Here is a 10,996-nt window from a genome sequence, read left to right as displayed (position 1 = left end):
TCTCGCTCAGCGCACGGCACCGTCAAGGTTAGACCTTCCGCCGGGCGGCCGCGTGGCCGCGTCGCCCTTGTGACTGGCCTCACCGCGACGTGGCGAACTCGAACCATCGGGGCTCGGGTGAGCCACATCACTCGGTGTACTGCTGGTGCGTCCTTCGGTGGATGCCCATAGTTCGGCATAGAAACCGTCGGATGTCACCAACTGCTCGTGGGTTCCTCTCTCGACGATGCGTCCGCCGTCGACCACGACGACCGAATCCGCGCGCGCCGCGGTGGCCAGACGGTGAGCCACGATCACCGACGTCCGTCCCCCGGTCACGGTGCGACCGGCGTCGAGGACGGCCCGTTCGGTGGCCGGGTCGAGCGTCGCCGTCGCCTCGTCCAGCAACAGGATGTCGGGATCGACGAGCTCGGCTCGGGCCAACGCGATGAGTTGTCGGGTGCCGGCGGACAGACCGCGGCCGCGCTCGCCGACCGGCGTCGCCATGCCGCGCGGTAGTGCAGCGATCGCGGGGAGTGCGCCGACAGCTCGTGCCGCGTTCTCGATGTCCGCACGCGTCGCATCGGGTCGACCGAAGGCGATGTTCGACGCGATCGTCCCGCTGAACAGGTGCGCTTCCTGCGGAACGACGCCGAGCCGGCGTCGGTAGTCGCCCAATGGGTAGGACCGCAGCGACGCGTCGTCGACCCGGACGTCGCCGGTGGTCGGATCGTAGAAACGCGCGATGAGTTTGACGATGGTGGACTTCCCGGCCCCGGTACGACCGACGAGTGCCAGGGTCGTGCCTGCCGGTACGTGCAGGTCGACCGAGGTCAGTGCGTCACGCCCCGCTCCGGAATACCGGAACGTCACATCGTCGAGTTGGATGTCGCCGCGCAGTCTCGCGGGCACCGCGACCTGTGCGTCGCTCTCGCCGTTCTCGATCGAACTGCGGGTGGCGAGCAGATCACCGATACGCGTGAGTCCCACCGATGCCTGCTGGTAACCGTCGAACACCTGCGACAACTGCTGGATCGGTCCGAACAGCAATCCGAGGTACAGCACGAACGCGACCAGCGCACCTGCGGACGTCTGCCCGTCCGCGACACGGTAGGCACCCGCGAAGACCACGGCGGCGAGGGCCAGATCCGACAGGAACGCGATGAACGGGAAGAAGACCGAGATGGCGCGCTGGGATCGCATGCGACTGCGTCGATAGGCGTTCGACTTCACCAGGAATGCCTCTGCGGCCACGGCCTCGTGGCGGTACGCCTGCGATACGCGGAGCCCGGTGACGTTCTCCTGGAAGTCGGCGTTCACCGCGGAGATGCGTTCACGCGACTGCGAGTAGGCGCGGGAGGAGATCCTGCGGAACACCAGCGTGGCGACGACGAGCACCGGCACGACGGACAACGCGACGGCCGCGAGGACGCTGTCGGTCAGGATCAACGCCAGCGAGACGCCGACGATGGTCAGCAGGCTCACCACCGCCGTCGACAGTCCGGTCTGCATGAACGCGGACAGGGCGTCCACGTCCGTCGTCATTCGCGTCATGATGCGGCCGGACAGTTCCCGCTCGTAGTAGTCGAGGCCCAGTCGCTGCAGGTGTGCGTAACTGCGGACACGAAGTCCGAAGAGGACGCGCTCGCCGGCTCGCGCGGTGATGACCGTCATCACCTTGACGACGATCCAGTCCGCGATCACGAGGGCGAGCGCGACACCGGAGACCAGGGCGAGCACTGCGGTCGAGCGCTCGGCCACGCCGTGGTCGACGGCGAACCGCACGATCGACGGGAACGCGATAGTGACCAGTGAATCGAACGCCAGACACACCATCACGGCAGCGAGAAGTCCCGCGACGGGCGCGAGCGTGCGCCGCAAGGTGAACGTGGACTCGTCGCGTCGTGAAACTGCGGTGTCCACTCCGGGATCCTCGTCGGCGGGGTCGAGCCGATCGAGCATGTCGTACATGGCCTCGGTCGGTGTCGAACCACCGAGCGACGACGCCATGTGGCCGCCCGGCCCGGGCGGACCGCCGCCGCCCGCACCGTCCACCTCGGAGCCTCTGGCCGGGGTCGAGTCGAAGGTGGTGTTCTCACCGTCGTCCGGCCACACCGACGGCTCCGGAGAACCGTCCGGCGCAGCCGCCTCGGTGGCGGCACCGGACATCAACTCGCGGAACAGCGCGCACCGCTGATCGAGCTCCGCCTCGGTGCCGATGTCGACGATGCGGCCCGCGTCCAGCACGGCGACGCGATCTGCCAACGACAGGGTCGAGCGGCGGTGCGCCAGGATCACCGTGGTGACGCGGGGGCCCGATCGGAGCTGGTCGAAGATGGATGCCTCGGTGCGGGCGTCCACTGCGGAGGTGGCGTCGTCGAGAACCAGGATGCGCGGTGACGCCAGCAGCACCCGCGCGAGAGCGATGCGCTGGCGTTGACCACCCGAGAGCGTCAGGCCGCGCTCACCGACTGTGGTGGCGTAGCCGTCGGACAACTGCGAGACGAACTCGTCGGCGTGGGCGCGGACGGCCGCGTCCCGGACGGCGTCGTCCGTGGCACCTTGCGCGCCCAGTGCGATGTTGTCGGCGACGCTGCTCGAGAACAGGAACGGCTCGTCGAAGGCGACGCCGACCGCGGCGCGGAGGTCGTCGGCGGACACATCGGCGATGTTGACGCTCCCGTGCGCCGAGACCAGCTCGATGCTGCCGTCGGAGGGGCGGTAGAAGCGGGGGAGCAGCATCGACAGAGTCGACTTACCGCTGCCCGACGGCCCGACGAGGGCGACGGTCTCACCCGGCTCCACCGTCAGATCCAGCCCGTCCAGCACCGGCTGATCGGGGTCGAAGCCGAAGCGCACTCCCTGCAGGCGCAGACCCAGGGGACCGTCGGGAACGGCGACCGGGTGCGCGGGCTCGTCGTGGACGGGCGTGGTGTCGATGACGCCGTAGACGCGTTCCACGGCTGCGCGGGACAACTGGGCCATGACCACCACGGAGGTGAGGGTGCGGGCGACCGCCGCCATGGTGGCTACGTAACTGGCGAAGGCGAGGAACGTGCCGATGGTGATGGACCCGTTCAACGCGAGCCATCCGCCCAGCGCGACGATGCCGACCAGTCCCAGCTGGGGGAGGGCGGCCATGCCCGGCGCGAACCGGGAGTTCACCACCGCTGCCCGCAGGCGTTCGGCGTAGAGGCGTCGACCGATGGTTTCGAGAGTGTCGACGGCGCGCGTCTCCTGCCCGAATCCCTTGACCACGCGGACGCCCGTGACGGTTTCCTCGACGTGTCCCGCGAGTTCCGCGGCGCGCTGCTGAGCCGACCATGTCGCGGCGTAGAGCATCGGCCGTCGGCGGACCACGAGAACGGCTATGGCAGGGACGACAGCCAGCGCGACCACCGTCAGGAGCGGCGACAGGTAGGCCATCACGCCGAGTGCAAGCAGGAACTGGAGCAGCGCGCCCGCGGACAGCGGGACCATTGCCAGCAGGCCCTGCAGCAACTGCAGGTCGGTGATCGATCGGGACACCACCTGCCCCACCTTGATCTCGTCCTGGCGGGTGCCGTCGAGTCGATGCAGTGACGCGAGCAGTCGCTGGCGGAGATCGTGCTGCACGTCGATCGACAGCGCCCCGGCCAGGAGTCGACGTCCGAACTGGCACGCGAAGCGGACGACGGCCAGCCCGGCGATGGCGACGACGATGGCGACGATGGCATCGGTCCGGCTGCGGGACGCATCGTCCACGGCAGCGCGCGTCAGCAGCGGGAACGAGATGTCGATCGCCGCCGCCACGAAGGTGACCGCGAGTGCGCCCACCGCGGTACGGCGATGTGCGAAACAGTCGGAGGCCAGTCGGGAGATCCAGCCGCGAGGCTGCGTCTCGCTCACGTCAGGTCTCGGCGCAGGGTCCGGAGCCACCCCGCCGCGGCGAACGCAGCCGCCCACAGCAACAGCACGATCACCGCGGCCGAGAACGGGAGGACGGACGCGCTCTCGCCCGCTCGGTCCGCGGCCAGTACGCCCACGGTGGCTGCGCCGGGAAGCACGGATGCAGCGCTTTCACCACCCACTCCGCCGAGGACGGCGACGACGATCAACTCGCCGACGGGAACCCACGCCACGATGGCGACGGCGGCCCATGTCGGTGATCCCATCAGCAGTCCGAGGCCACATCCGAGGACACCCCACAGAGCGGCCACGACGACACCGAGTAGACAGATCGCGACGACGAGGCCGTCGTCGACGGGCAGGGCTCCGCGGCCGAAGACGGCGAGCGACGCGAGGCTGACCAGGACGGCGACAACAGCGTAGGCCGCTCCGACCGCGGCGCTGACCAGGATCTTCGCGGCCACGACCTGTCCGCGTCGCGGAGCGGCCAGGTACGTCGTCGTCGCGGTTCCGTGCCGTAGATCCGACGCGGAGTGCACCGCCCCGAACACGGCGGCGAACAGCACCGTGGATCCGACGGTGACGTACAGGCCGATCAGAGCGGCGAAGCGATCGACGTCCTCGACGTCGGACAGAGCGTCCGACGACGCGATGCCCGCGTACACGGCACTGGCGAACGCGCCGATCACGACGGGCGCCAGTCCCAGTGCCCACCACGTACGCAGCGAGGTGACCGCGCGTATCTCCGATCGGAGAAGGCCCGAGGCCGTGACGCTCATACTCGCGCTCCCGGGTGCGACGGGACGACGCCCGGAAGAGCCGGCGACGAGGGGTATTGCGGCCGAGTCATCGACAGGAAGATCTGCTCGAGGGAGACGGCGGACTGCTCGGTGCCGAAGACTGCGACGCCGCTCGAGTCCGCGACTCCACGAACGATGTCATCGCTCGCACCGGTGACCACGAGTCGTCCGTCGTACCCGAGCGTGGCGTCGGTGAAGGACGCCGCTGCCAGTCCGAGTGCGAGTGCGGCGGGGTTCGAGCAGGACACCAGCACTCGCACCGGGTGCGTGCTGCGAAGATCCGCCAGGCTGCCGTCGAACACCACGGTCCCGGCGCTGAGGATCACGACGTGGTCGACGATCTGCTCGATCTCTCCCACGAGGTGGCTCGACACGAGGACGGTCCGCCCCGACCGAGCGAATCCACGAAGGAATTCCCTCAGCCAGGCGATGCCTTCCGGGTCGAGACCGTTGGCCGGTTCGTCCAGCACGAGGATGTGCGGATCACCGAGCACTGCGCCGGCCAACGCGAGGCGTTGCCGCATTCCCAACGAGAAGTCGCCGACGCGGCGATCCGCGACGTCGGCCAGTCCGACGAGGGCCAGAACCTCGTCCACCCGGGAATCAGGCACTCCCAGGACGGGTGTGTAGGTGCGGAGGTGTCGCCTGGCGGTGCGGCGGGGATGGGCGCCGGCGCCGTCGAGCACCGCGCCGACCACGCGCCCGGGGTCGGTGAGACGTGCGTAGGGGACACCGTCCACCGACGCATCGCCACTGTCCGGTCGGACCAGCCCCAGCATCATCCGCAGCGTGGTCGACTTGCCGGAACCGTTCGGTCCCAGGAAGCCCGTCACGGATCCACGGGGGACCGAGAAGCCGACCTGCGTCACCGCGCGGACACCACCGAAACTCTTGGTCAACGACCGTGCTTGCAGCGCAGGCTCGTTCGTCCCGGAGATATCCACCCGGCCGTCAGTCCGCATCGACTACGCCGGGGGCGTCCTGCCACCGCGCAGGCGGAGGTCCGAAGGCCTCGCGTGCATTCTTGACGACGCCCTTGCCGAGCACGCGGTTACCGGCCCCTCCGACCACCGCACCGATGCCCGCGGGCAGCATGGTGCCGAGCATGACCGCGCCGCGCTTGGCCGCGTACTTGGTGACGAATTTCTGGATCAGCTTCTTGTTCAGACCGCCGAGGTTCGCGCCGGGGATGCGCGAGGTCAGCACCTTGCCGATGTTGCCGCGGCCGAGTGTCTTCCCCACGATCTCGCGCCCGGACTCACCGAGCGCGACGGCCAGGACGAGTGCCCGTCGCTGCTCGTGATCGTGGACCGCGATGCCGTGAACCGCGGCGATGGACAGTGTGAGCAGGGCCGACGCCTCGACGAAGAACGCCGTCTCGGCGCCCACCGCGGCGACCGACGCCACGGTTCCGACCCCCGGCACCGCGGCGGTGGCACCGGCGGCGCCTCCGCTACCGGTCACGGCCGTCAGGAACGTCTTCTCCATCCGCTCGACGATCTGCGCGGGGGAATCCTCGGGGTGCGCACGCCGGATGCGCCAGACGTACTTCTCGACAGCGGGACCCTGGAGGCGACTGCCGTTGTCGAGTATCGACACGAGCGCCTTCTCGAGTCGTCCTGGATCGTCGGCCATCGACTGGTCCTCCTCGTCGTCGCGTGCGCCCGATTGCCGTGCGACCTCGCACGTACCGTTCTACCGTGTGCCTATGACAGGCGTGTCGGACGGATCGGTCGCGCTGCCGGCGCGGTCGCTGCGCCCGTTCGTGCGTCGATACGAGGGTTACCGCCTGTCGGGCTTCCCGGCGGGTTCCCACGTGGGAATGCCGTCGGTCGATCTGACGATCATTCTGCCCATCGGGGCACCGTTGACGATCTCTCGTACGGCGATGATCGATCAGAGCCCCGGAGAGTTCGGCGCGCTCGCCTAGGGTCTCGGCGTCGAACCGGTGGTCATCGAGCACGACGGCTACCAGCACGGGATCCAGATCTCGCTCACTCCCGCCGGATGTCGGGCGTTGCTGCACGTCCCGCCGGCGGCGCTCCGCCAGTACATCGTCTCGCTCGACGACCTTCTCGGTGACGACGCGCCCCGACTTCTCGACGGTGTTCACGCAGCATTCGGATGGGCGGCGGCGTTCACGGTGGTGGACCGGATACTGGTCGGTCGCCTGGGTCGGGCGACGCTCCCGGATGCTCGTCTCGACCGCGCGTGGGAACAGCTGACCGGTCCGGCATCGGTCACCGTCGGGCAGGTCGCCGCGGATGCAGAGTGGAGTCGGCGTCGCCTCGAGACTCGTTTCGCATCGGAGTTCTCGGTCACTCCGCGGGACGCGATCCGACTCGGCCGGTTCACCCGGGCCCATGCGATGCTGCGCGCGCCGGAGCCGCCGCGGCTCGCGGAGGTCGCGTCGGCCTGCGGGTATTTCGATCAGGCGCACATGGCGCGTGACTGGCGTTCTCTCGCGGGGGCAGCGCCTTCGGTGTGGCGCGCGAACGAAGTGTTCGCATCCGTACAAGACGACAGCACCGCGTCGGCGACAGGATCGAGGGTATGACGAATACACAGAGCACCGACTCGACGCCGTCGCTCCTCTTCCCGGCCCTGCGCTATCGCGATGCACGGGCGGCCATCGCCTTCCTCGTCGACGTACTCGGCTTCACCGAGGCCGCCGTGTACGGCGAGGGGGAGCGTGTCGATCATGCCGAGCTGGTCAGAGCCTCGGGTGGGGCCGTGATGCTGGGCTCGGCGCGCGAGGACAGCACCATCGCGGGCCTGCCGCCCGGAGTCGGCGCCGTCTACGTCGCCGTGGGACAGGGCGAGTTGACGCGACTGCACGATCGTGCGCGCGAGGCCGGCGCCCGTATCGTGGAACCGCTACGGGACGAGGACTACGGCGGCCAGGGTTTCACCTGCCTCGATCCCGAGGGTGTGCACTGGTCCTTCGGCACCTACCGTGGCCACGGCGGCTGACTCGGTCGGCGCTGGTTTGGCCTGGTCGTCGCGACCCGCTAACATGGAACGTCGGTGCGTTTACTCGTGCCTGCATGAAGTGTGGTTACGAGTCGTCAATCAGGTGTGCAAACCAGGATCGCGGAGGATATGGCAAAGAAGGACGGCGCAATCGAGGTCGAGGGCCGAGTAGTCGAACCCCTGCCCAATGCGATGTTTCGCATCGAGCTGGAAAACGGTCACAAGGTGCTCGCTCACATCAGCGGCAAGATGCGGCAGCACTACATCCGCATCCTCCCCGAGGATCGCGTCGTAGTCGAGCTGTCTCCCTACGACCTGACACGCGGGCGGATCGTCTACCGCTACAAGTAGTCAAGAGTCCCCGGTTCCTCGCGAGCCGGGGATCAACCATGTCCGAGGTTCGGCGCGCACGCGCGGTGATTCTCGGACGCGACCAGGAGATCGAACAGACGTGAAGGTCAAGCCGAGCGTCAAGCCGATCTGCGAGAAGTGCAAAGTGATCCGCCGTAACGGCCGGGTCATGGTGATCTGCGAAAACCTGCGTCACAAGCAGCGTCAGGGCTGATCAACCCCCTCTCGAAGATCCACTTGGCACCACATGCAAGAAGAAGACCTCCCAGCACCAGCTGCCCACACGCGGGCAGTACACCCTCGGCCGCGGAGGCCGGGGCCCCGAGCACCACATGTATGGGGACGGACTGGGAGCAGACCTCCGCACGAATGAAGGAAACCGCCACATGGCACGTCTAGCCGGTGTGGATCTTCCGCGCGAGAAGCGCATGGAGATCGCACTCACGTACATCTACGGCATCGGCCGTACCCGTTCGCACGAGATCCTCGCTGCCACGGGCGTCAGCCCCGATCTGCGCAGCAAGGACCTCTCCGACGAGGACCTCACCAAGCTTCGCGAGTACATCGAGGAGTCGCTCAAGGTCGAGGGCGACCTGCGCCGCGAGGTGCAGGCCGACATCCGTCGCAAGATCGAGATCGGCTGCTACCAGGGCCTTCGCCACCGTCGTGGTCTGCCCGTTCGTGGACAGCGCACGAAGACCAATGCGCGCACCCGTAAGGGACCGAAGCGCACCATTGCCGGCAAGAAGAAGGCGAAGTAATGCCCCCGAAGACACGCACCTCCGGTCCGAAGAAGACCCAGAAGACGCGCCGCAGGGACAAGAAGAACGTCCCGCACGGCAGCGCGCACATCAAGAGCACGTTCAACAACACGATCGTGTCGATCACCGACCCGGCCGGAAACGTCATCTCGTGGGCGTCCTCGGGCCATGTCGGCTTCAAGGGCTCGCGCAAGTCGACTCCGTTCGCTGCTCAGCTCGCCGCCGAGTCCGCTGCCCGCAAGGCGCAGGAACACGGCGTCAAGAAGGTCGACGTCTTCGTGAAGGGTCCCGGCTCCGGCCGCGAGACCGCGATCCGTTCGCTCCAGGCGGCAGGCCTCGAGGTCGGCACCATCTCCGATGTCACCCCCCAGCCGCACAACGGCTGCCGTCCGCCCAAGCGCCGTCGCGTCTAGCGGGAAGGAAGTAACAGAACATGGCACGTTATACCGGACCCATCACCCGCAAGTCGCGTCGACTTCGCGTCGACCTCGTCGGAGGCGACCAGGCTTTCGAGCGTCGCCCGTACCCGCCCGGCCAGCACGGCCGCGCGCGTATCAAGGAGAGCGAGTACCTGCTCCAGCTGCAGGAGAAGCAGAAGGCGCGCTTCACCTACGGCGTCATGGAGAAGCAGTTCTCCCTGTACTACAAGGAAGCGAACCGCCTCAAGGGCAAGACCGGTGAGAACCTGTTGCGCATCCTCGAGACGCGTCTCGACAACGTCGTCTACCGTGCGGGCCTCGCTCGCACGCGTCGTCAGGCACGTCAGCTGGTCACGCACGGCCACTTCTTGGTCAACAACAAGAAGGTCGACATCCCCAGCTACCGCGTCTCGCAGTACGACATCATCGACGTTCGCGAGAAGTCGCTGAGCACGCTCCCGTTCCAGATCGCCCGTGAAACCTACGGCGATCGCCCGGTGGCCGGTTGGCTGCAGGTCGTTCCGAACCGTCTCCGCATCCTGGTCCACCAGGAGCCGGAGCGTTCGCAGATCGACATCGCGCTGACCGAACAGCTCATCGTCGAGTACTACTCGAAGTAGGCCTCCGGCCCGTGCGCCTCACGTGTCATCCCCTCGCGGGAACACGCGAGGCGCACGGGGCGTTGACCGCCCCACCACGAGCGTCAAATAGCGGACGCTCTTCCCAGGAGGACATCAATGCTCATTTCTCAGCGACCCACGCTGACCGAAGAGGTCATCGCTGACAACCGCTCGAAGTTCGTCATCGAGCCCCTCGAGCCTGGCTTCGGGTACACCCTCGGCAACTCGCTTCGCCGTACGCTTCTCTCATCGATCCCCGGCGCTGCTGTCACCAGCATCCGTATCGACGGCGTTCTGCACGAATTCACCACGGTCCCCGGCGTCAAGGAAGATGTCACCGACATCATCCTGAACCTCAAGGGTCTCGTCGTGTCCTCGGAAGAGGACGAGCCGGTCACCATGTACGTCCGCAAGCAGGGCCCCGGCACTGTCACCGCGGGCGACATCGTTCCCCCGGCCGGCGTCACCGTGAACAACCCGGATCTGCACATCGCGACCCTGAACGACAAGGGCAAGCTCGAGATCGAGCTCGTCGTCGAGCGTGGCCGCGGATACGTTCCGGCAGTGCAGAACAAGGCGTCGGGCGCAGAGATCGGCCGTATCCCGGTCGACTCGATCTACTCGCCCGTCCTCAAGGTGACGTACAAGGTGGAAGCCACCCGTGTCGAGCAGCGCACCGACTTCGATCGGCTCGTTCTCGACGTGGAGACCAAGAACTCCATCACCGCGCGGGACGCGCTCGCTTCGGCGGGCAAGACCCTGGTCGAGCTGTTCGGGCTTGCCCGTGAGCTCAACGTCGAAGCAGAAGGCATCGAGATCGGACCCTCGCCCGCCGAGGCCGATCACATCGCTTCCTTCGGTCTGCCGATCGAGGATCTGGACCTCACCGTCCGGTCCTACAACTGCCTCAAGCGCGAGGGTGTTCACACCGTCGGCGAGTTGGTCGGCCGCACCGAGTCGGATCTGCTGGACATCCGTAACTTCGGACAGAAGTCCATCGACGAGGTCAAGGTCAAGCTGCATTCGCTCGGCCTCTCGCTCAAGGACAGCCCCGCGACGTTCGATCCGAGCACTGTTGCCGGATATGACGCCGCTACCGGTACCTGGAGCGACACCGACAACGCCGTGAGCGATGCCGACGGCGCCGAGCAGGACTACGCCGAGACCGAACAGCTCTGACGCACACGCGTCGCGAGCTCTTGATC

13 protein-coding genes are annotated in these 10,996 nt (G+C 67.5%); 9 read left to right on the top strand and 4 right to left on the bottom strand.

Annotation, left to right across the window (positions count from 1 at the left end):
* Positions 1-6: 6 nt before the first annotated feature.
* The 4 genes from ASG64_RS01875 to ASG64_RS01860 are packed head-to-tail and all read right to left on the bottom strand — an operon-like array spanning position 7 to position 6,302.
* Positions 7-3,897, bottom strand: a complete 3,891-nt coding sequence (locus ASG64_RS01875; protein WP_200933410.1) for an ABC transporter ATP-binding protein — start codon at positions 3,895-3,897, stop codon at positions 7-9.
* On the bottom strand, positions 3,864-4,646 hold the full coding sequence (locus ASG64_RS01870; protein ID WP_042574683.1) for an ABC transporter permease: 783 nt from the start codon (positions 4,644-4,646) through the stop codon (positions 3,864-3,866). The genes ASG64_RS01875 and ASG64_RS01870 overlap by 34 nt, the downstream gene beginning before the upstream one ends.
* Complete coding sequence (locus tag ASG64_RS01865) at positions 4,643-5,566, bottom strand: ABC transporter ATP-binding protein (RefSeq protein WP_235579459.1); 924 nt, start codon at positions 5,564-5,566, stop codon at positions 4,643-4,645. The genes ASG64_RS01870 and ASG64_RS01865 overlap by 4 nt, the downstream gene beginning before the upstream one ends.
* A gap of 52 nt (positions 5,567-5,618) precedes the next feature.
* Positions 5,619-6,302, bottom strand: coding sequence for a hypothetical protein (locus tag ASG64_RS01860; protein WP_056069487.1), 684 nt, complete (start codon positions 6,300-6,302; stop codon positions 5,619-5,621).
* A 73-nt stretch (positions 6,303-6,375) separates the two neighbouring features.
* Here ASG64_RS01860 and ASG64_RS21960 point away from each other — a divergent pair, with 73 nt between their 5' ends.
* The 9 genes from ASG64_RS21960 (at position 6,376) to ASG64_RS01820 (ending at position 10,970) form a co-directional block, all read left to right on the top strand.
* A complete protein-coding gene (locus tag ASG64_RS21960) occupies positions 6,376-6,597 on the top strand; it encodes a hypothetical protein (protein WP_235579458.1) in 222 nt (73 codons plus the stop codon).
* An 18-nt stretch (positions 6,598-6,615) separates the two neighbouring features.
* Positions 6,616-7,224 (top strand): helix-turn-helix domain-containing protein, encoded by a 609-nt coding sequence (locus ASG64_RS01855; protein ID WP_235579457.1) that lies wholly within the window; start codon positions 6,616-6,618, stop codon positions 7,222-7,224.
* A complete protein-coding gene (locus tag ASG64_RS01850) occupies positions 7,221-7,640 on the top strand; it encodes a VOC family protein (protein WP_056069484.1) in 420 nt (139 codons plus the stop codon). The genes ASG64_RS01855 and ASG64_RS01850 overlap by 4 nt, the downstream gene beginning before the upstream one ends.
* Positions 7,641-7,769: 129 nt before the next feature.
* Complete coding sequence (infA, locus tag ASG64_RS01845; protein ID WP_005140011.1) at positions 7,770-7,991, top strand: translation initiation factor IF-1; 222 nt, start codon at positions 7,770-7,772, stop codon at positions 7,989-7,991.
* Positions 7,992-8,091: 100 nt separating this feature from the next.
* Complete coding sequence (rpmJ, locus tag ASG64_RS01840) at positions 8,092-8,205, top strand: 50S ribosomal protein L36 (protein ID WP_026917227.1); 114 nt, start codon at positions 8,092-8,094, stop codon at positions 8,203-8,205.
* 172 nt (positions 8,206-8,377) lie between these two features.
* Positions 8,378-8,752, top strand: coding sequence for a 30S ribosomal protein S13 (gene rpsM, locus ASG64_RS01835; protein WP_042574679.1), 375 nt, complete (start codon positions 8,378-8,380; stop codon positions 8,750-8,752).
* Positions 8,752-9,165 (top strand): 30S ribosomal protein S11, encoded by a 414-nt coding sequence (gene rpsK, locus ASG64_RS01830; RefSeq protein ID WP_042574678.1) that lies wholly within the window; start codon positions 8,752-8,754, stop codon positions 9,163-9,165. The genes rpsM and rpsK overlap by 1 nt, the downstream gene beginning before the upstream one ends.
* 20 nt (positions 9,166-9,185) lie before the next feature.
* The gene (gene rpsD / locus ASG64_RS01825; RefSeq protein ID WP_042574677.1) at positions 9,186-9,791 is read left to right on the top strand and encodes a 30S ribosomal protein S4; all 606 of its coding nucleotides are present in this window, start codon (positions 9,186-9,188) and stop codon (positions 9,789-9,791) included.
* A gap of 117 nt (positions 9,792-9,908) precedes the next feature.
* Positions 9,909-10,970, top strand: a complete 1,062-nt coding sequence (locus tag ASG64_RS01820) for a DNA-directed RNA polymerase subunit alpha (RefSeq protein ID WP_042574676.1) — start codon at positions 9,909-9,911, stop codon at positions 10,968-10,970.
* Positions 10,971-10,996: the final 26 nt, after the last annotated feature.

The organism is Rhodococcus sp. Leaf247, assembly GCF_001426185.1.
Classification (GTDB): Bacteria; Actinomycetota; Actinomycetes; order Mycobacteriales; family Mycobacteriaceae; genus Rhodococcoides.
The sequence above is the reverse complement of the archived record's forward strand: the minus strand, read 5'-3'. Positions and strand labels throughout refer to the sequence as shown.

Excerpts from the sequence above, each read along its gene's own strand:
- ASG64_RS01870 (WP_042574683.1), bottom strand. The coding sequence starts at position 4,646 with ATGAGCGTCACGGCCTCGGGCCTTCTCCGATCGGAGATACGCGCGGTC.
- infA (WP_005140011.1), top strand. The coding sequence starts at position 7,770 with ATGGCAAAGAAGGACGGCGCAATCGAGGTCGAGGGCCGAGTAGTCGAA.
- ASG64_RS21960 (WP_235579458.1), top strand. The coding sequence starts at position 6,376 with ATGACAGGCGTGTCGGACGGATCGGTCGCGCTGCCGGCGCGGTCGCTG.
- rpsK (WP_042574678.1), top strand. The coding sequence starts at position 8,752 with ATGCCCCCGAAGACACGCACCTCCGGTCCGAAGAAGACCCAGAAGACG.
- ASG64_RS01820 (WP_042574676.1), top strand. The coding sequence starts at position 9,909 with ATGCTCATTTCTCAGCGACCCACGCTGACCGAAGAGGTCATCGCTGAC.
- ASG64_RS01860 (WP_056069487.1), bottom strand. The coding sequence starts at position 6,302 with ATGGCCGACGATCCAGGACGACTCGAGAAGGCGCTCGTGTCGATACTC.
- ASG64_RS01850 (WP_056069484.1), top strand. The coding sequence starts at position 7,221 with ATGACGAATACACAGAGCACCGACTCGACGCCGTCGCTCCTCTTCCCG.
- rpsM (WP_042574679.1), top strand. The coding sequence starts at position 8,378 with ATGGCACGTCTAGCCGGTGTGGATCTTCCGCGCGAGAAGCGCATGGAG.
- rpsD (WP_042574677.1), top strand. The coding sequence starts at position 9,186 with ATGGCACGTTATACCGGACCCATCACCCGCAAGTCGCGTCGACTTCGC.